The 18198-nt window shown below is 71.2% G+C and carries 18 protein-coding genes; 9 read left to right on the forward strand and 9 right to left on the reverse strand.

Annotated features, from left to right (window positions below):
- Positions 1–123 precede the first annotated feature (123 nt).
- Complete coding sequence (locus tag K329_RS0116140; protein WP_028473862.1) at positions 124–921, forward strand: IclR family transcriptional regulator domain-containing protein; 798 nt, start codon at positions 124–126, stop codon at positions 919–921.
- Between the two features lie 30 nt (positions 922–951).
- Here K329_RS0116140 and K329_RS0116145 read toward each other — a convergent pair whose 3' ends face one another.
- The gene (locus K329_RS0116145) at positions 952–2118 is read right to left on the reverse strand and encodes a nucleotide sugar dehydrogenase (protein ID WP_028473863.1); all 1167 of its coding nucleotides are present in this window, start codon (positions 2116–2118) and stop codon (positions 952–954) included.
- Positions 2119–2164: 46 nt separating this feature from the next.
- The gene (gene cysC / locus K329_RS0116150; protein WP_245596581.1) at positions 2165–3916 is read right to left on the reverse strand and encodes an adenylyl-sulfate kinase; all 1752 of its coding nucleotides are present in this window, start codon (positions 3914–3916) and stop codon (positions 2165–2167) included.
- 149 nt (positions 3917–4065) lie between these two features.
- On the opposite strand from cysC, the gene K329_RS27340 reads away from it, so the two are divergent.
- Positions 4066–5307: a glycosyltransferase gene (locus tag K329_RS27340; protein ID WP_043643974.1), complete on the forward strand. Its 1242-nt coding sequence runs from the start codon at positions 4066–4068 to the stop codon at positions 5305–5307.
- Here the strand turns inward: K329_RS27340 and K329_RS0116160 are convergent.
- Entirely contained in the window at positions 5238–5825 is a 588-nt protein-coding gene (locus tag K329_RS0116160; protein WP_028473865.1) for an LbetaH domain-containing protein, read from the reverse strand. The two genes, K329_RS27340 and K329_RS0116160, sit on opposite strands and share 70 nt — an antisense overlap.
- A gap of 70 nt (positions 5826–5895) precedes the next feature.
- Here K329_RS0116160 and K329_RS0116165 point away from each other — a divergent pair, with 70 nt between their 5' ends.
- The 3 genes from K329_RS0116165 (at position 5896) to K329_RS29725 (ending at position 8383) form a co-directional block, all read left to right on the forward strand.
- Positions 5896–6855 (forward strand): asparaginase, encoded by a 960-nt coding sequence (locus K329_RS0116165; RefSeq protein ID WP_028473866.1) that lies wholly within the window; start codon positions 5896–5898, stop codon positions 6853–6855.
- A 345-nt stretch (positions 6856–7200) separates the two neighbouring features.
- A complete protein-coding gene (locus K329_RS27345; protein WP_281169824.1) occupies positions 7201–7578 on the forward strand; it encodes a helix-turn-helix domain-containing protein in 378 nt (125 codons plus the stop codon).
- A gap of 46 nt (positions 7579–7624) precedes the next feature.
- On the forward strand, positions 7625–8383 hold the full coding sequence (locus K329_RS29725) for a hypothetical protein (protein ID WP_157571787.1): 759 nt from the start codon (positions 7625–7627) through the stop codon (positions 8381–8383).
- A gap of 80 nt (positions 8384–8463) precedes the next feature.
- Here K329_RS29725 and K329_RS0116180 read toward each other — a convergent pair whose 3' ends face one another.
- The gene (locus K329_RS0116180; protein ID WP_157571788.1) at positions 8464–9537 is read right to left on the reverse strand and encodes a nucleotidyltransferase family protein; all 1074 of its coding nucleotides are present in this window, start codon (positions 9535–9537) and stop codon (positions 8464–8466) included.
- 126 nt (positions 9538–9663) lie between these two features.
- On the opposite strand from K329_RS0116180, the gene K329_RS27355 reads away from it, so the two are divergent.
- Together K329_RS27355 and K329_RS0116190 are read left to right on the forward strand one after the other, a co-directional pair.
- Positions 9664–9966 (forward strand): DUF2516 family protein, encoded by a 303-nt coding sequence (locus tag K329_RS27355; RefSeq protein WP_157571789.1) that lies wholly within the window; start codon positions 9664–9666, stop codon positions 9964–9966.
- A 103-nt stretch (positions 9967–10069) separates the two neighbouring features.
- Positions 10070–10654: a hypothetical protein gene (locus K329_RS0116190; RefSeq protein ID WP_028473868.1), complete on the forward strand. Its 585-nt coding sequence runs from the start codon at positions 10070–10072 to the stop codon at positions 10652–10654.
- On the opposite strand, the gene K329_RS0116195 is transcribed toward K329_RS0116190, so the two are convergent.
- The 3 genes from K329_RS0116195 to rfbB all read right to left on the reverse strand — a co-directional run bounded on the left by K329_RS0116195 (position 10651) and on the right by rfbB (position 13635).
- On the reverse strand, positions 10651–12039 hold the full coding sequence (locus K329_RS0116195; RefSeq protein ID WP_028473869.1) for a sugar nucleotide-binding protein: 1389 nt from the start codon (positions 12037–12039) through the stop codon (positions 10651–10653). The two genes, K329_RS0116190 and K329_RS0116195, sit on opposite strands and share 4 nt — an antisense overlap.
- 38 nt (positions 12040–12077) lie before the next feature.
- Positions 12078–12533, reverse strand: a complete 456-nt coding sequence (locus K329_RS0116200; RefSeq protein ID WP_043643977.1) for a hypothetical protein — start codon at positions 12531–12533, stop codon at positions 12078–12080.
- Positions 12534–12636: 103 nt separating this feature from the next.
- Positions 12637–13635, reverse strand: coding sequence for a dTDP-glucose 4,6-dehydratase (gene rfbB, locus K329_RS0116205; protein ID WP_028473871.1), 999 nt, complete (start codon positions 13633–13635; stop codon positions 12637–12639).
- A gap of 23 nt (positions 13636–13658) precedes the next feature.
- Between rfbB and rfbA the strand changes: the two genes are divergently transcribed.
- The gene (gene rfbA / locus K329_RS0116210; protein WP_028473872.1) at positions 13659–14519 is read left to right on the forward strand and encodes a glucose-1-phosphate thymidylyltransferase RfbA; all 861 of its coding nucleotides are present in this window, start codon (positions 13659–13661) and stop codon (positions 14517–14519) included.
- A gap of 92 nt (positions 14520–14611) precedes the next feature.
- Here rfbA and K329_RS0116215 read toward each other — a convergent pair whose 3' ends face one another.
- Together K329_RS0116215 and K329_RS0116220 are read right to left on the reverse strand one after the other, a co-directional pair.
- Positions 14612–16090, reverse strand: a complete 1479-nt coding sequence (locus K329_RS0116215; protein WP_052337001.1) for a sugar transferase — start codon at positions 16088–16090, stop codon at positions 14612–14614.
- A 193-nt stretch (positions 16091–16283) separates the two neighbouring features.
- Positions 16284–17276 carry a GDP-mannose 4,6-dehydratase gene (locus K329_RS0116220; RefSeq protein ID WP_028473874.1) on the reverse strand — a complete coding sequence of 331 codons (993 nt, stop codon included), beginning with the start codon at positions 17274–17276 and terminating at the stop codon, positions 16284–16286.
- A 59-nt stretch (positions 17277–17335) separates the two neighbouring features.
- Between K329_RS0116220 and K329_RS27360 the strand changes: the two genes are divergently transcribed.
- Positions 17336–18196 (forward strand): N-acetylmuramoyl-L-alanine amidase, encoded by an 861-nt coding sequence (locus K329_RS27360; protein ID WP_052337002.1) that lies wholly within the window; start codon positions 17336–17338, stop codon positions 18194–18196.
- Positions 18197–18198 lie beyond the last annotated feature (2 nt).

Consider the following 18198-nt stretch of genomic DNA (forward strand, 5'->3'; position numbering starts at 1 on the left):
TTCCTACTGTGACGGGCGCCACGACGGGGTGTCAAGAGGTCCTGCTCGGGCGGCGGCACCGGGCATCGACTGGCCTAGGATCCGACGAGCCCAGGAGACCTACGACGAGGGGAGGCGGAGGCGATGGCCAGCCGTGGCAACGGACCGGACTTCATCGAGGCGCTCGCGCGCGGGCTCGACGTGATCAAGGCCTTCGACGCCGCCCAGCCGGCGCTGTCGATGTCGGAGGTCGCGGCGCGCACCGGTCTGGCGCGCCCGACGGTCCGTCGCATCCTGCTCACCCTCGAGGAGCTGGGCTACGTGCGCTCCTCGCGCGCCGGGTTCTCCCTCACCCCGCGGGTGGTCGAGCTGGGCATGGCCTACGTGCACTCCACGGGCCTGTGGGACGTCGCGCGTCCGCACATGGAGGCCCTGGTCGAGCGCACCGGCGAGTCGTCGTCCATCGCGCAGCTCGACGGCGGCGACATCCTCTACGTGGCGCGCGTGGCGGTGCCGAAGATCATCGCGCTCAGCGTCACCATCGGCACGCGGTTCCCGGTCGCCTCCACGTCGATGGGCAAGGTGCTGCTCGCAGCGCTCGAGCCCGCCGAGGTCGACGCCGCGATCACCGAGCCCAGCCGCTCGGGGGTGGCGGTGCGCCACACGCCCGACCGCGCCGAGCTCGAGCGCGAGCTGGCGGAGACCCGCGAGCGCGGATGGTGCCTGACCGACGAGGCGCTGGCGGCCGGCGTGCGCTCGGTGGCGGCGCCGCTGCGTGGCGCCGACGGCACCGTCGTGGCGGCGATGAACGTGACGGTGCACGCGGCCGAGACCAGCGTGGAGAAGCTGCTCGACGAGCACCTGCCGCAGCTGCTGAGCGCGGCCGCCGCGATCAGCGACGACTTCGCCCGGCGCGGAGCGGTGCCGGCCGTCCAGCGCTGAGCGTCCCGCTCGCGGACGAGCGGACGAGCGTCAGTCGCGGCCGTAGATGTCGCGCGTGTAGACCTTCTCCGCCACGTCGGCCAGCACGTCGGTGCGACGGTTGGCGATGATCACGTCGGCGCGCTTCTTGAACTCGTCGAGGTCGGCGATCACCTCGGAGTTGTAGAACAGCTCGTCCTCGAGCGCGGGCTCGTAGACCACGACCTCGACGCCCTTCGCCTTGAGGCGCTTCATGACGCCCTGGATGCTCGAGGCGCGGAAGTTGTCGGAGCCCGACTTCATGATCAGCCGGTAGACGCCCACCGTCGCCGGGCGGCGTCGCAGGATGTCGTCGGCGATGAAGTCCTTGCGCGTCGTGTTGGCCTCGACGATCGCGCTGATGAGGTTCTGCGGCACGTCCTGGTAGTTCGCCTGCAGCTGCTTGGTGTCCTTCGGCAGGCAGTAGCCGCCGTACCCGAACGACGGGTTGTTGTAGTGCGCGCCGATCCGCGGGTCGAGCCCGACGCCCTCGATGATCTGCTTCGAGTTCAGCCCGTGCATCGCGGCGTACGTGTCGAGCTCGTTGAAGTAGGCGACGCGCAGCGCGAGGTAGGTGTTGGCGAACAGCTTGATCGCCTCCGCCTCGGTCGAGTCGGTGAAGAGCGTCGGGATGTCGTCGTCGAGCGCGCCCTCGGTGAGCAGCTCGGCGAACAGCCGGCCGCGCTCGCCCGTGTCGCCCACGACGATGCGCGACGGGTGCAGGTTGTCGTAGAGCGCGCGACCTTCGCGGAGGAACTCCGGGGAGAAGATGATCGAGGCGCCCGGGTGCTCCTCGCGGATGCGGGAGGTGAAGCCGACCGGCACCGTCGACTTGATGATGATCGAGGCGTCCGCGTTCACCGCCAGCACGTCGTCGATGACGCTCTCGACCGTGCTCGTGTCGAAGTAGTTGTTGACCTCGTCGTAGTTCGTGGGCGTCGCCACGATCACGAACGTCGCGCCGACGTACGCCGCCGCCTTGTCGGAGGTGGCGGTGAGGTCGAGCTCGTGCGTGCCGAGGTAGTCCTCGAGCTCGACGTCCTCGATCGGCGACTCGCGGCGGTTGACCTGCTCGACCTTCGACGGGTCGACCTCCACGGCCACGACCTCGTGGTGCTGGGCGAGGACGACGGCGTTGGAGAGGCCCACGTAGCCCATGCCGGCAACGGCGATCTTCATGGGAGCGAGCGTAGTGGCTGCCGACGGGCCCCGGGTACGGCGTGGGTCAGCGGCGGCCGAGCGCGGGCGCGATCTGCGTCACGAGCCCGTCGATGTACGACGCGCAGGCGGCCGCCGCCTCGGGCCCGCGGCGGTACGGGTCGGAGACGTCGACCGCCGGGTCGGCTGCGGGCCGGTTGGCGCCGATGAGGGCCACGACCTCGCGAGCGGGCAGGTCGGCCGCCCCCACCTGCGCGACCCCCCGCGCGAACTGGCCGAGCGTGAACACCTTGCGGAACGCGCCCGGCTGCTCGTCGAGGATGTGGGAGCGGTGACGGCTCTCCGCGGTCAGCACCAGGTCGGCCTCGTCGACGAGCTGCCGGGTGAGCGGACGGCTGCGGAACTCGGTCGGGTCGAGGCCGCGGTCCCGCGCCTGGGCGGCCATCTGCTCGTCCATGGGGTGCTGGGTGAAGCCGTGCGTGCCCGCCCCGACCACCTCGACCGCGTCACCGACCTGCTCGCGCAGCACCAGCTCCATGTAGGGCGAGCGGCAGATGTTCGCCGTGCAGACGACGAGGACCTTGAGGGGTGGGAGCGGCGGAACGGGCGCGGGGTTTCGAGACGGTTGCTGCGCAACCTCCTCAACCACCGCGACGGTGTCGGTGGTTGAGGAGGCCGCCTGCGGCCGTCTCGAAACCACGGTCTCCGCCGGGTGGGTCAGCAGCCCCCGCCGCTCCAGTCCCGCCAGCACGTCGCCGAGGGCGTCGTCGACGCTGCGGCCGGTGGTGTCGACGACGACGTCGGCGTCGGTCGGCTCCTCGTACGGCGCGGAGATGCCCGTGAAGTCGGGGATCTCGCCGGCGCGGGCCTTCGCGTAGAGACCCTTGCGGTCGCGTCGCTCGCACTCCTCGACGGGCGTCGCGACGTGCACGAGGAAGAGCTCGCCCCCGGCGTCCGTGACCATGCGTCGTACGTCGTCGCGGGTCGCGGCGTACGGAGCGATCGGGCTGCAGATCGCCAGGCCGCCGTGGCGCGCGACCTCGGCCGCCACCCAGCCGATGCGTCGGATGTTGGTCTCGCGGTCGGCCGGCGAGAACGTCAGCCCGGCGGAGAGGTTGCGGCGCACGACGTCGCCGTCGAGGCTCGTGACCGTGCGACCCGTCGTCTCGAGCACGTGGTCGGTGAGGGCGCGCGCGATGGTCGACTTGCCGCTGCCCGAGAGCCCGGTGAACAGCACGACGACGCCGGGTGCGCTCGGGGCGCCGGAGGCCACCCGGGCGGCGAGCGGGCCGTCGCCCGCCGGGAGCTCGATCAGCGTGCCCTCGCCGGTGTAGGCGGCGAGCGCCCGCTCGCGCAGGTCGGCGTCGGTGTCCGGGTGGTCGTGCCGGGCCAGGGGCACGACCACGGCATGCACGTGCGCGAACTCACCGGTCGCCTCGAGCGTCGAGCGCACGAGGTCGAGCGGTGTGGTGGACGTCGGCCAGCCGACGCCGGCGAGCAGCAGCAGCACGATGTCGGTGTCGGCCGCGGAGAGCTCGCCGAGCTGGCTGACGGTGAGGGGCTCCTCGACGGGCACGCGGATGGCGTCGCCGAAGCGTTCCTGCACCTCGTCGGCCGTCAGGCGGAGACGGCGGAAGGGCCCGTACGACGGCCGCCCCAGCGGCGCGACCTGCCAGCCCCACACCTCGCCGTCGACGACCTGGGGGGTGACGCGCGCCAGCGGGGCACCCTCGGGATCGACGAGCTCGATCTCCTCCGCCGAGGCCAGCTCGGGCGGGAGATGGAGGGAGACGCCGTTGAAGAAGGTCGGCGGAGCCACTCCCGCGATCATCAGCTCGAGGTCATCTTGCTCACGTGCGGAGGGGCAATGTTGCGGAATGGCCGTCTGCACCCTCATATCCTGCCAGGATGGGGGGCGACACCGTCGTCTGGCCCATTGACCGGTCGTTCGCCATCTCGAGGAGCCACATGCGTCGTCCCCGCGCCCTGATCATCGGGCTGAACTACGCCCCCGAGCCGACGGGCAACGCGCCGTACACCACCGGTCTGGCCGAGGGCCTAGCGGAACACATGGACGTCCAGGTCGTCACGGCTCACCCGCACTATCCCCAATGGCGGGTACAGGACGGCCACGGCGGGTGGCGCGTCGACGACGACCAGCCCGGCCTCAAGGTCACCCGCCTGCAGCACTACGTGCCGGGCAACCCGACCGGGGCCTCCCGCATCCTGAGCGAGGCCACGTTCGCCGCACGGGCCGTCGCGGCCAAGGTCGACCGGCCCGACGTGATCGTGGCGATCAGCCCCAGCCTCCTCTCGGTGGCCTCCGCCCAGCTGCTCGCGCGCCGCTGGCGCGTGCCGGTCGGCGTGCAGGTGCAGGACGTCTACTCGCGGGCCGTCGCCGAGCTCGGACTCTTCGGTGGGCGCGTCGACCAGGCCGTGCTCGCGCTCGAGAGCCGGCTGCTGCGCCGCGCCGCCGGCGTCGTCACGATCCACGAGCGCATGGCCGGCGTGCTGCAGAACCAGCTGCGCGTGCCGCGCCAGCAGCTCACGGTCGCCCGCAACTGGACCCACATCAAGCCGGCGGCCCGCACCGCGGCCGACGTGCGTGCCGAGCTCGGCTGGGGCGACGAGGTCGTCGCCCTGCACGCCGGCAACATGGGCGCCAAGCAGGGCCTCGAGAACGTCGTCGACGCGGCGCGCCTGGCCGACAGCCGCGGCGACAAGATCCGGTTCGTGCTCCTCGGCGACGGCAACCAGCGCGCGGCCCTGGAGCGGCGCGCGCAGGGCATCCGCAGCCTGACGTTCGTCGACCCGCTGCCCGGCGAGGGCTTCCCCGACGTGCTCGGCGCCGCCGACGTGCTCGTGCTCAACGAGCGCGCGGGTCTCGAGGAGATGTGCGCGCCCTCGAAGCTGACGTCCTACTTCGCCTCCGGCCGGCCCGTCGTGGCGGCCACCTCCGAGCGCAGCGCGGCCGCCTTCGACGTGTACGACAGCGGTGCCGGTTCGGTCGTCCCGCCGGCCGACCCGGCCGCTCTCCTCGACGAGGTGCTGCGCCTGGGCCGGGACGACGAGGGCACCGGTGCACGCGGCCCCGTCTACGCCGAGACCTACCTCAGCAAGACCGCGGCGGTCGAGCAGTACTACGACTGGACGATGTCGCTGCTCGGCGAGAAGCGGTCCCCGAGCACCGTGGCGGTCGGCGCGCCGTAGACGGCGTTCGCGGGCACGTCCTCCTTCACGACCGTGTTCGGCGTGACGAGGGCGGAGCGCCCGACGGTGACGCCGCCGAGCAGCATGCAGCGCGACGTGACCCAGGCGCCGTCCTCGACGACGACCGGCCGGGTGATCAGCGCCATGTCGCGACGGTGGGCGTGCGAGCCCGTGGTGATGAAGGTGCCCTGGCTGAGCACCACGTCGTGACCGACCACCACGCGGTCCTGGTTGTGGATCCACACGTCCTCGCCGATCCAGGAGTGCGCCCCGACCACCAGCTTCCACGGGAACTTCACGCGGAGCCCCGGCCGCATGATCACGTGCTCGCCGATCTCCGCGCCGAAGCGTCGCAGCACGGCGATCCGCAGCCGGGAGCTGATCTGGAAGGCGTTCGTGACGAGCAGCCGCTCCACGAAGGCCCAGGCGAGGACGACCCGGAGGGGGCGGTCCCACGCCTCGCGCGCGCCGGGGGCCCGGGTGAGGTCGATGACGGGTGGCTCGAAGCGCTCTGGCACGTCTCGGACTCTAGTGCCGGGAGGTCGGTGCGCGGCGGAACTCGGTGCGGGTGCTCCCTAGACTCGTCGCATGCCTGCTCCCGAGATCGTCGCCGAGATCGTCCGCTCCGGGTTCGTCGAAGGGGTCCACCGCGGGTCGGTGGTCGCCCTGAGCCCCGACGGCGCCGTCGACTGGTCGATGGGCGACGCGACCTCCGCGATCCTCCCGCGCTCCTGCAACAAGCCCGTACAGGCCCTCGGCATGCTGCAGGCGGGCCTCGACCTGCCGCCCGACCTGCTCGCCCTCGCCTGCGCGTCCCACTCCGGCGAGCCGTTCCACATCGAGGGTGTACGACGCATCCTCGCCGGCGCCGGGCTCGACGAGTCGGCGCTCCAGACCCCGGCCGACTACCCGCTCGACGACGAGGCCCGGGAGGCCGTGATCCGCACCGGCGGCCACAAGGCGCCCGTCCTCATGAACTGCTCGGGCAAGCATGCCGCGATGCTCGCCACCTGCGTCGTCAACGGCTGGGACACCGCGACCTACCTCGAGACCGGCCACCCGCTGCAGCGCCAGATCGCCACGACGTTCGCCGCGATCACCGGCGAGGACGTCGTCACGGTCGCCGTCGACGGGTGCGGGGCGCCGCTGCTCTCGACCTCGCTGCCGGGCCTCGCCCGCGCCTTCCGCACGCTGGCCGTGGCCACCGAGGGCCCGGAGCAGCGCATCGCGGAGGCGATCCGCAGCCACCCCGCGAACGTCTCGGGCACCCGCCGTGACGAGCTCACGCTCCTCACCGCCATCCCGGGCGCGATCGGGAAGGCCGGGGCCGAGGCCTGCTACGTCGTGGCCCTGCCCGACGGCTCGGCCTACGCGTTGAAGATCGAGGACGGCGGCGCTCGGGCCCGTCCGGTCGTCATGGCGGCCACGCTGGTGCGGTTCGGCGTCGACGCCGTCGACGGGGTCGACGGCGCGGCGCTGCGAGGCACGGGTCGCCACGAACTGCTCGGTGGGGGCGTCGCCGTCGGAGAGGTGCGGGCGACCTTCTGAGGCATCTCCGCCGTGGGCGGGGCGCTCAGGACATAACGGAGCCGCCCTGCTCTCTGGGGTTCAGCAGGGCGGCTCCACTCAGAGCTCGCGGTCGACCGGATGTCAGGGTCCCGGGTTCCCGGCGTCGCTCCGAGATCCACTGTTGCACGACCACTGTCAGGGTTCAAAGCATGATCAGGTCAAGATTTCCGGCGAGTTTCGACGCCCCGGACCCCCCACCCCAGGTGCGAGCAGGTGCTAGCAGCGTGCTCGCAGTCGAATCCCTGGTCACCATTGGGATGTTCGACTGCCGTGTGGGCGTCGTCACCCACGAGCCCCTTGATTGTGCTAGCTAGAGTTAGCACCATGGAACTCATGTCCAAGGGCAAGGTCGGCAAGACCGTCGAGACGTTGGGGGAGTACCTCAAGGAGCAGCGCACCTCTGCGCAGCTCTCACTGAGGCAGCTCGCCGAGCAGGCAGGCGTGTCGAACCCGTACCTCAGCCAGATCGAGCGGGGACTGCGCAAGCCGTCCGCCGAGGTGCTCACCCAGATCGCCAAGGCACTGCGCATCTCCGCCGAGCAGCTCTACCTCCGGGCCGGCATCACCAGCCCTCCGGAGGGCCAGGGTGGTTCCGTCGAGCTGGCTGTCCTCGCAGATCCCAACCTCACGGAGCGGCAGAAGCAGTCCCTTCTGGAGGTCTACGCGTCGTTCCTGGCGCTCAACGCGGGACGCGACGCCTGACAACCCCCTCGGCCGTGACCCGGTCGACAACCCTGAAGGAGTGAACATGGCCAAGGCCAAGTTCGACATCAAGTCCGAAGCCACCAAGACCCTCTACGCCGGTGCCGGCGTCGTCGACCTCGCCGTCGAGGTCGTCCGCGAGTACGTCTCCTCCGCCCAGGCGAAGGTCACGACGACTGTCGACGGCGTCCAGAGCGACGTCACCAGCCGCGCCAAGGGCTACCAGGCGAAGGCCGCCGACGTGCAGAAGAAGGCCACGTCGTTCGACCTCGAGCCCAAGGCCCTGCGCGACAGTGCGCTGACGACCGTGAACGCTCGCGTCGAGGCCCTGAGCAAGGAGGCCAAGGAGCGCCGCGCCGCCATCGAGGCGAAGGTCGCGGAGTTGCAGGCAGAGGCGAAGGCCCTGCCCGAGAAGGCCAAGAAGGCGGGCGACGAGTACGTCGGCACCGTCACCGAGACCTACACCGAGCTCGCGAAGCGCGGCGAGACCCTCGTCTCCCGCATCCGCAAGCAGGAGTCGACGCAGGCCGCCACGTCCGCCGCCAAGACCACGACGTCCCGCGCCAAGGCCACCAAGACGTCGGCTACGAAGACGACGGCGGCCGCGAAGACGACCGCCAAGACCGCGACGACCCGCGCCAAGAAGGCCGCCACCACCGGCCCGGCCAAGGGTGCGGCCACCACCACGCGCAAGAAGGCGGCCACGACCAAGTCGACCGCCAAGGCGACCGGCACCGCGGCCAAGAAGACCGCCGCCAAGACCACGGAGGCCGTCGCCGAGGCCGCCAAGAAGGTCGGCGACTGATCGCCTGCATCACCTGAACGACGAATGCCGCGGTCCTTTGGGGCCGCGGCATTCGTGCGTCCGGTGGGTGACCTATCTGGTCACCACCGACCCCAGTCGATGAAACGACGGCGTGCACGTCCCGAGCGGCGCCGGGCCGACGTGCCAAGGGCTTCCGTGAATGATGCCGCCGTGGTGTCTCCGAGGGTGCCGGGTGGAATCACCATCGTGACGACCAGGCGGCGGGCGTCGCCGAGCGAGCTGACCCCGCGGCCCACTCGTCGGAGATGCATCAAAGTCCCGTGTCCGGGGGCTCGGCCAACGGAGGTGACGAGTTCGCTCTCCTGCCGCCGCCGTGCCAGGGGCAGGCTTCGGTGACCTGCGAGCCGCGCCGCCCGGTGAACTGCGGGCGGAGCGGTGCGTGGTGTTCCGAGGCCGTCGAAGGCGACCCCGAGGGACCTTCGCTGAGCACGCGTGAGCCTGGGTGGTTCACCAAGGGCATGCTGGGCGGAGGCCAGAAGGTGGATGTCCACGAGGCTGCGCAGCCACGCCCAGTCGTCCTTCGCGGCGTGGCCGCACGACTGGAGCAGAGCGTCGGTACTGCCGAGCGTGTCCAAGGGCCGTCCTGCGAGCTCCACGGTCGATCGTCGCCCCCACAGCACGTCGAAGGGCGGGAGAGAGCTGTGATTGGGATCGGGTGCCCAGTGGAGGTCTATGGCGCTGGTCGGCCCGCTCAAGGCCAGCTCGTAGAAGTTGCTGACGACGAAGCGCCATGCCCACGACGGACCCGGCTCGGGGTAGGCCGGGTCGGCGGCCCAGCCGGCGTCGACGAGCGCCGTACGCGCCGTGACGAGGTCGTCCGGGCTCACCAGCAGGTCGAGGTCGCCCGACCCGCGGGCGGTGAAGTCGCCGTACGCCTGCTGGGCGAGCGCGATGCCCTTGAAGGTCAGCACGCGGACGCCGGCGTCGCTCAGTGCGTCGACGGCCCGGAACAGCTCGCGCGCCATCATCAGGGCGGGCATCCGTTCGCGCTGCCCGCGGGCGGCGATCGTGGCCCGCAGGTCGTCGGCCAGGTCGAGGCGGTCGAGGTTCAGGGAGAAGAACGGCATCAGCCGGTGCCGGTCGGTCGCCTCGACGAACGCGTCCGCCGTGACGTCGGCCGGCAGCCGGAACACGGGGGCGTCGTCGCCCGCCAGGACGGCGCGGGCAGCGTCGCGCACGGCAGCCACGGCCGAGGGCGAGAGCACAGGACGTTCCTTCCGGGTCGGACGTCCCGACCCTAGTTGTCTAGGGTGGTCGCCGTGAACGTCTTCGAGATCCAGGGCCTGGCGATGCTCGTGCTGCTGCTCGCGCTCATCGCAGTGAAGGCGTTCACGTTCGTCAACGCCCTCATGTACTCCGCCGAGGCGTTCGACGCCGCGATGAAGCAGCCCAAGAAGACGTGGATCACGATCCTCGGCATCGGCCTGGCGATCCAGCTCGTCACGCTCGTGATCGCGCTCGGCCTGCTCACGAGCATCCTCAACCTCGGCTTCACCATCGCGGCGCTCGTCTACCTCGCCGACGTGCGCCCCGCGCTGCGCCAGGTCACGCGCCGCAGGTAGGGGTGTCGCGACAGTTCGGCGAAAGCGCGGACCCGGCCCGCCGTCCGGCTCCATACTGTGCTGCGCGGCTGCCGCTGCCGCGCGACCACACGGAGGAGCCCCCATGTCTGACGTCCGCCACAACCGACGCACGGTGATCGGGGCGACCGCCTGGTCGGTCCCCGCCATCGTGGTCGCTAGCGCTGCACCGGCGGCAGCGGTCTCCGCGTCGCCTGGTCCGGTAGTCAACCTCGGCACGAGCGGGACCCAGCTCTTCACCAACCCCCAGGGCACCTTCTACGACGTCGTGCTGCGCGACGTCACGATCACACCCAGCTCGGCGGTGGCGGCCGGCACCCTCGCCCTGGTGGTCACGTTCCAGCCGAGTGCTTCCTACCCGGAGGGCAGTCACCCCGGCCTGGCCTACGTGGGCAGCCCCAGTGGCTGGACGCCGAGCTCGACCGCGGCCGCGAGCTCCTACACGTACACCTACAGTGCGGCCATCCCGGCGGGGTCGACGATCGCCATCCCGACCGGGGTCTACTTCGGGACCAACTATCAGACCAACCGGCAGCAGGGACAGGGTGTCTTCACCTTCGCGGTGTCGGCCCCCGGCTCGACGACGAGCTTCGTCACGCTGGCGACACCCCAGCAGCAGGTCCAGCGCCTGAGCCGCTCGGCCGAGGGCGCTGCGCCCCGATCGTCCTAGTCGGCGCTGACGTACTCCTCGAGCTGCTCGAGGGAGTCGCGCGGCACGAAGCCTGTCGCCTCGATCTTGGCGAGCGCCAGGGCGCTGTTCTCCGGTCGCGGCGAGAGCGTCTTGCCCGCGGCGTACTCGGCCGTCGTGATCGGCGTGACGTCGTCGGCCGAGCGGCCGCTCAGCTCGAAGACGCGCTTGGCGTAGTCGGCCCACGAGAGCACGTCGCCGCTGCCGGAGACGTTGTAGGTGCCGTACGGCGCCTCCGAGTCCAGCAGGTGGCGCACGGCGCGTGAGAGCTCGCTGGTGAACGTGAGGCGGCCGAACTGGTCGGCGACGACCGTCGGGGAGAAACCGTTGCCCGCGAGCGTCTGCATCGTGCGCACGAAGTTCTTGCCGTCGCCGATCACCCACGAGGTGCGGAGCACGTAGTGGCGGGGCGCGAGGCCGACCGCGATGTCACCGGCGGCCTTGGCCTGGCCGTAGACGCCGAGCGGGGAGTAGGGCTCCTCCTCGGTGTGCAGCGACTGGGCGCCGTCGAAGACGTAGTCGCTCGAGACGTGCACCAACGTGAACCGGTGCTCGGCGGCGAGCCCGGCGAGCGTCGCGGGCGCCGTCGCGTTCGCCGACCAGCAGACGATGCGCCCGTCGGGCGTCTCCGCAGCGTCGACCGCGGTGTAGGCGGCGGCGTTGAGCACGACGCCGTACTCGTTCCACGGCCACGCTGCCACGGCGGCGGGGTCCGTGACGTCGAGCTCGTCGAGGTCCACGAGGTCGGCGTCGGGGAAGTCCGCCTGGAGGGCGCGGCCGAGCTGGCCCTTCGCGCCCACGATGAGCGTCCTGCGCGGCGCCATCGGCTCGACGTCGGCGAGGCGCGGGTTGTGCTGGTCCTTCTCCGAGATCTCCGCCTCGGCGAGCGGGATCGGCCACGGGATGCCGGCGGTCTCGTCGGCCAGGTTCAGCGCCGGGTAGACCTTGCCCGCCTGGTAGTGGTCGTTGACCAGGTACGTGTACGTCGTGCCGTCCGCGAGCGCCTGGTAGGAGTTGCCGACGCCGCGGGGCACGAAGACGGCCACGGACTCGTCGACCTCGATCCAGAACGTCGCACCGAAGGAGTCGCCCTCGCGCATGTCGACCCAGGCGGCGAAGACGCTGCCGGTGGCGACGGTGACGTACTTGTCCCACGGCTCCGTGTGGATGCCCCGGGTGGCACCACGCGTGGCGTTGTAGGAGACGTTGTTCTGGACCGGCCCGAAGTCGGGCAGGCCCAGCGCCGTCATCTTCGCGCGCTGCCAGTTCTCCTTGAACCAGCCGCGCGCGTCGCCGTGCACGGGCAGGCGGAAGACGAGGAGGCCCGGGATCGGGGTGGTCTTGACAGTGAGCTCGGTGGTGGTCACACCCCAGAGTGTTCCACCACCGAGCTCGCCGGCGATCGTCAGCCGGGAATGCCGCCGGAGCTCCACGGCACGCGCACGGCCTGCGACGTGAGGCCGGGGGACGTACCGATGATGTCGTAGCCGCCGTCACCGTTGAGCGCATCCCAGCCGACACCGAGCGGTGAGGCTGACTGCGAGAGCGGGGCGAGCGTCACGGTCATGACCCACGACGGGTCGCCCGTTCCGCTGCGGACCCAGATGCGCGGACGGCTGTAGGTGGTGCGCCGAGCGGTGGCCGACTCGTACGGGAGCGTCACCGAGACGCTGATGGTGTTCCGGGCCGACAGGTTGCGAGCCGTGATGGCTGCGTAGCCGTCGCTGGGACGTGTCGTGGAGAGCTCGAACGCCTCCGTGCCGGTGCTGGCGGCGTAGGCGGGAGCGGCCGCGACGACGGCGACCGCGGGGGCGGACCACGCCGCAGCGCGGAGCACGGAACGGCGGGAGGGCGTGTTCATGCGCGAATTATTTCACGGGCGCTACGGCCGTGTGAGCAGATTGCAAAAGTCCAGCCGTCGGCAGACCCGGGTCCCCCGACTGTGTTTCCGAAGCGTGTCTTGGTTACTGGCCCTTCGCGGCGTACGTCGCCTCGACGGCCGTCTTGTGGGGGCGCCACCAGGCCTCGTTGTCGCGGTACCAGGCGACCGTGCGGGCGAGGCCCTCGGCGAAGTCGCCGTACGCCGGGCTCCAGCCCAGCTCGGTGCGCAGCTTCGTGGAGTCGATCGCGTAGCGCAGGTCGTGGCCGGCGCGGTCGGTGACGTGCTCGAAGTCGTCGGCGGAGCGCCCGAACGCCTCGAGGATCATGCCGACGACCTCGAGGTTGTTCTTCTCGCCGTCGGCGCCGATCAGGTAGGTCTCGCCGATGCGGCCCTTCGTGAGGATCGTCCAGACCGCGGAGGAGTGGTCGTCGGCGTGGATCCAGTCGCGCACGTTGAGGCCGGCGCCGTACAGCTTCGGCCGCTGCCCGTCGATCACGTTCGTGATCTGGCGCGGGATGAACTTCTCGATGTGCTGCCACGGCCCGTAGTTGTTCGAGCAGTTCGACACCGTGGCCTGCACGCCGAAGGAGCGCACCCAGGCGCGCACGAGGTGGTCGGAGCCGGCCTTCGAGGCCGAGTACGGCGACGACGGCGTGTAGGGCGTCGCCTCGGTGAAGCGGTGGGGGTCGTCGAGCTCGAGGTCGCCGTAGACCTCGTCGGTCGAGATGTGGTGGAACCGCACGCCGGCCTTGCGGACCGCCTCGAGCAGCACGAACGTGCCGACGAGGTTGGTCTGGATGAAGGGGCTCGGGTCGTTGAGCGAGTTGTCGTTGTGCGACTCCGCGGCGTAGTGCACGACCGCGTCGTGCTGGGCCACGAGCGGCTCGACGACGGAGGCGTCGGCGATGTCGCCGACCACCAGCGACACCCGGTCGGCGGGGAGCGCGGCGAGCGACTCGCGGCTCGCCGCGTAGGTGAGCTTGTCGAGGACGGTCACCCGGGCGTCGGTGTGCTCGACGACGTGGTGCACGAAGTTCGAGCCGATGAACCCGGCACCGCCGGTCACGAGGATGCGCTGCATGCCGGCCAGCCTAGAGTGAGTCCATGCGCGGAATCATTCTGGCCGGCGGCACGGGCTCGCGGCTGCACCCCATCACGCTCGGCGTGAGCAAGCAGCTCGTGCCCGTCTACGACAAGCCGATGATCTACTACCCGCTCACCACGCTGATGCTGGCGGGCATCCGCGACATCCTCATCATCACCACGCCCCACGACGCGGAGCAGTTCCACCGCCTCCTCGGCGACGGCTCCCAGCTGGGCGTGTCGATCACGTACGCCGTGCAGCCCAGCCCCGACGGCCTCGCCCAGGCCTTCGTGATCGGCGAGGAGCACATCGGCGACGAGACCGTCGGCCTCGTGCTCGGCGACAACATCTTCTACGGCCCCGGGCTCGGTACGCGCCTGCGCCGCTTCGAGGACCTCGACGGCGCGGCGGTGTTCGGCTACCAGGTGGCCGACCCCACGGCGTACGGCGTGATCGACTTCGACGCCAACGGTGTGGCGACCTCGATGGAGGAGAAGCCGACGCACCCGAAGAGCAACTTCGCCGTGCCCGGTCTGTACTTCTACGGCAACGACGTCGTCGAGCGGGCCAAGGACCTGAAGCCCTCCGCCCGCGGCGAGCTCGAGATCACCGACCTCAACCGCATCTACCTCGAGGAGGGGCGGCTCCAGGTCGACATCCTGCCGCGCGGCACCGCCTGGCTCGACACGGGCACGTTCGACTCCCTCAACGACGCCAGCAACTTCGTGCGCACCCTCGAGGGCCGCCAGGGCCTCAAGATCGGGTGCCCCGAGGAGGTCGCCTGGCGGATGGGCTTCCTCAGCGACGACGAGCTGCGGGCCCGCGCCGAGCCGCTGCGCAAGAGCGGGTACGGCGCCTACCTCGAGGGCCTGCTCGCCTGACGCCCCGCGTGACCACCCGGACATGACACGACCGGCACCCGCCACTCCCCAGAGGGGTCGGGTGCCGGCCGTGTGTCCGGGAGGGACGGACCTCAGTAGGCGCCGCGGGAGCCGAAGACGGCCCCGACCGTGCGCACCAGGATGCTGAGGTCCTGCAACATCGACCAGTTGTCGACGTAGTAGATGTCGAGGCGGGTCGCCTCTTCCCACGAGAGGTCCGAGCGGCCCGAGACCTGCCACAGACCCGTCATGCCGGGCAGGACTCGCAGGCGGCGGCGCATGTCGTCGTCGTACGTCGCGACCTCGCTCGGCAGCGGCGGGCGCGGCCCGACGAGGCTCATCTCGCCGCGCACCACGTTGAACAGCTGCGGCAGCTCGTCGATCGAGAAGCGGCGCAGCCACGTGCCGGGCTTCGTGATGCGGGGGTCGTCCTTCATCTTGAAGAGCCCGCCCTCGAAGCCGGCCTCGGCGTGCAGCCGCTCCAGGCGCGCCTCCGCGTCCACCACCATCGTGCGGAACTTGAAGCACCGGAACTCGACGCCGTCGCGGCCGGTGCGGATCTGGCGGAACAGGATGGGGCCGTGGTCGAAGGCCCACACGCGCGCGGCGGCGACGACGATGAGCGGGCTGAGCACGGTGATGAGCGCCACCGCGCCGACGAGGTCGAAGGTCCGCTTGGCCCAGCGCGACGCCTTGGCCGAGCGCGCCTGGTCGAGGTGCATGAGCGGCAGGCCGCCGACGGGGCGGATCGTCACGCGCTCCCGGGCCACGTCGGTGACGCTCGGCGCGACGACGACCTGGGTGCGGTGCTGCTCGAGCTCGTACGCCGCGCGCCGCATGTCGCTCGACGTGCGGAAGGCGCCCGAGGCGAAGAACACGATGTCGGCCTCGGCGCGGGCGGAGACGGCGGCGAGGTCGTCGGCGTCTCCGAGCACCCGGATGCCCGAGCCCGTCGTGTCGGCGACGTGGCCCAGCGGGGTGGCCGCGCCCACGACGTCGTACCCCAGCCACGTCTCGCGGTTGAGCACGGCGGCGATCTCGTCGATGTGCGACGGGCGGCCGACGATGACGACGCGGTGGCGCAGGAGGCCCTTGCGGTGGGCCTTGTGGAGGGCGCGGCGCAGCGCGAAGCGGCTCAGCAGCAGCAGCGGGATGCCGAGGCCGATGGCCAGCAGGAAGAAGCCGCGCGAGAGTGGGAACTTGGCGAGGTAGCAGCCGATGCCGACCGCTGCCGCCACCGTCAGGGACGCGTTGAGGACGCGGCGGTACTCGTCCGGGCCCGCGCCGAAGACGGAGCGCTGGTAGCCGCCGCCGGCGGCGATCGCGAGGAGCCAGCCGACGAACATGAGCGGCCCGACGACGCCGAGCTGGTCGGCGACGTCGCTGCCGCCCGTCTGGAAGACGGGGAGGCGGTTGCGACCCGCGGTGGCGAGCACCGCGGTGAGGGAGATGACGACGATGTCACCGACGAGAGCAGTGGCGGGCAGGTAGGACAACGCGCGCTGGCGGGCCGGGATGGCTGCTGCGCGTCGCGCTTCCTTGCGCTCCACTGAGTCGAGGACGACGGTCATGGAGCTCCTCGAGACGACCTGAAGGGTGGGCTCCTCGATTGTGGGCCACGATCGACCCGCTGTGGGTTCGATACGGCGATTACCTGGTGAAATCCGTGTGTCGTTGGTCATCACGGCCCACTGACCTGCGGTATCGGGCGCGACGGGCTGCGACCGGCGCGCACGCAGTGGTCTAGTCCACCCAGGGGTGGTCTCACCCGATCGGGTGTGCGGCCTCCGCGACGTCGTGGTCGACCATCATCCGCACGAGCTCGGCGAAGGTGACCTTCGGCTTCCAGCCCAGCACCTCGCGGGCCTTCGACGCGTCGCCGAGCGTCAGGTTGGCCTCTGCGGGTCGGAAGAACGCCGGGTCCTGCCGCACCAGGTGGCTCCAGTCGTCGACCCCGACGTGGCCGAACGCCACGTCGAGCAGATCGCGGAGCGAGTGGGTCTGGCCGGTGGCGATCACGTAGTCGTCGGCCTCCTCCTGCTGCAGCATCATCCACATGGCCTCGACGTAGTCGCCGGCGAAGCCCCAGTCGCGCTCCACGTCGAGGTTGCCGAGCGTCAGCACGTCCTGGAGGCCCAGGCTGATGCGCGCGACGGCCCGCGTGATCTTGCGGGTCACGAAGTCCACGGGGCGCCGGGGCGACTCGTGGTTGAAGAGGATGCCCGACGAGGCGTGCATGCCGTGCGACTCGCGGTAGTTGATCGTCATGTGGTGCCCGAACACCTTCGCGACCGCGTACGGCGAGCGCGGCCACGGCAGCGTCGTCTCCCGCTGCGGCACCTCCTGCACCTTGCCGAACATCTCCGAGCTCGAGGCCTGGAAGAACCGGGCGCCCTGCGGCTCGGTGTCGGTGTAGAGGCGCACGGCCTCGAGCACGTTGACGACGCCCTTGGCGTTCACCTCGGTCGTGAGCTGCGTGCTCTCCCAGGAGTTCGCGACGTACGACATCGACGCCAGGTTGTAGACCTCGTCGGGGCGCGATGCGTAGACGGCCCGCACGAGGCTCGGCAGGTCGGTCAGGTCGCCGTTGTGGAGCACCGTCCCGGGGGCGATCGCCTCGACCAGCGCCTGCTTCGCGTTGTTCTTGCCGCGGATCAGCCCGTGCACGTCGTACCCCTTCGCGAGCAGCAGCTCGGCGAGGTAGAGGCCGTCCTGGCCGGTGATCCCGGTGATGAGGGCGGAGGGTCGCGCGGACATGCCGGGGATTGTGCCAGTCGCGCTGTCATGGTCGTGGGCCCGGCTGGCACAGTGACGGGATGCAGTCGGTCGGGCGTCACCGGTGGATCGCCCTCGCGGCGGTCGTGGTCGCCGTCGTGCTGGTCGTGGTCGTGGTGCAGCGGGTCGGACCCACCTCCGACGACACCACGACGCCGCCCGTGCCGTCGGTCTCCCCGTCGGTCGACCCCTCCGCGGACCCGACGGCCGCGTTGCCGCTCGCGGGCCGCGTCGTCGTCGTCGACCCGGGGCACCAGCTCGGCAACGGACGGCAGTCGCGGCTGGTGAACCAGCTGGTCGACGCCGGCGGTGGGCTGCGCAAGCCCTGCAACTCCACGGGTACGGCGAGCGACGACGGCCTGCCCGAGGCCACCGTGAACTTCGCCGTCGCCCAGCGCCTGGTGGCGCGGCTCGAGCAGCTGGGCGCCACGGTCGAGCTGACGCGGACGACCAACTCCGCCGAGGAGTCGGGGCCCTGCGTCGACGCCCGCGGACGTGCCGGGCGACCGGGTGCGGACCTCCTGGTCAGCCTGCACGCCGACGGGGCGGCGGCGTCGGACCGCGGGTTCCACGTGATCGCGCCCGGTCCGCTCACGGGCGACGGGCCGTCCCGCACCGACGTCCTGCTGCCGGAGGCGGCCGCCCTGGCGTCGACGCTGCGCGACGAGCTGCTCGCCGCCGGGTTCCCCACGGCGCCGTACGTCGAGGGCGGCCTCGACGAGCGCAGCGACCTCGGCACCCTCAACCTCTCGCAGGTGCCGGCCGCCATGGTCGAGATGGGCAACCTCCGCAACGCCGACGACGCCGCGCTGCTGGGGTCGGAGGAGGGCCAGCAGGCCTACGCCGACGCGATCGCGTCGGGCGTCGTCGCGTGGGTGGGCGCCGACCGCCCGTCGCGCTGACG

It is taken from the genome of Nocardioides alkalitolerans DSM 16699 (genome assembly GCF_000426525.1).
In the GTDB taxonomy this organism is placed as follows: domain Bacteria; phylum Actinomycetota; class Actinomycetes; order Propionibacteriales; family Nocardioidaceae; genus Nocardioides; species Nocardioides alkalitolerans.

What these genes read in the sequence shown, in the direction of transcription:
- K329_RS0116200 (WP_043643977.1), bottom strand. Translation starts at nt 12,533, where the DNA reads ATGAACACGCCCTCCCGCCGTTCCGTGCTCCGCGCTGCGGCGTGGTCC.
- K329_RS27345 (WP_281169824.1), top strand. Translation starts at nt 7,201, where the DNA reads ATGGAACTCATGTCCAAGGGCAAGGTCGGCAAGACCGTCGAGACGTTG.
- K329_RS0116215 (WP_052337001.1), bottom strand. Translation starts at nt 16,090, where the DNA reads ATGACCGTCGTCCTCGACTCAGTGGAGCGCAAGGAAGCGCGACGCGCA.
- rfbB (WP_028473871.1), bottom strand. Translation starts at nt 13,635, where the DNA reads ATGCAGCGCATCCTCGTGACCGGCGGTGCCGGGTTCATCGGCTCGAAC.
- K329_RS29725 (WP_157571787.1), top strand. Translation starts at nt 7,625, where the DNA reads ATGGCCAAGGCCAAGTTCGACATCAAGTCCGAAGCCACCAAGACCCTC.
- K329_RS0116140 (WP_028473862.1), top strand. Translation starts at nt 124, where the DNA reads ATGGCCAGCCGTGGCAACGGACCGGACTTCATCGAGGCGCTCGCGCGC.
- K329_RS27340 (WP_043643974.1), top strand. Translation starts at nt 4,066, where the DNA reads ATGCGTCGTCCCCGCGCCCTGATCATCGGGCTGAACTACGCCCCCGAG.
- K329_RS0116190 (WP_028473868.1), top strand. Translation starts at nt 10,070, where the DNA reads ATGTCTGACGTCCGCCACAACCGACGCACGGTGATCGGGGCGACCGCC.
- K329_RS0116220 (WP_028473874.1), bottom strand. Translation starts at nt 17,276, where the DNA reads ATGTCCGCGCGACCCTCCGCCCTCATCACCGGGATCACCGGCCAGGAC.
- K329_RS0116165 (WP_028473866.1), top strand. Translation starts at nt 5,896, where the DNA reads ATGCCTGCTCCCGAGATCGTCGCCGAGATCGTCCGCTCCGGGTTCGTC.
- K329_RS27360 (WP_052337002.1), top strand. Translation starts at nt 17,336, where the DNA reads ATGCAGTCGGTCGGGCGTCACCGGTGGATCGCCCTCGCGGCGGTCGTG.
- K329_RS0116145 (WP_028473863.1), bottom strand. Translation starts at nt 2,118, where the DNA reads ATGAAGATCGCCGTTGCCGGCATGGGCTACGTGGGCCTCTCCAACGCC.
- rfbA (WP_028473872.1), top strand. Translation starts at nt 13,659, where the DNA reads ATGCGCGGAATCATTCTGGCCGGCGGCACGGGCTCGCGGCTGCACCCC.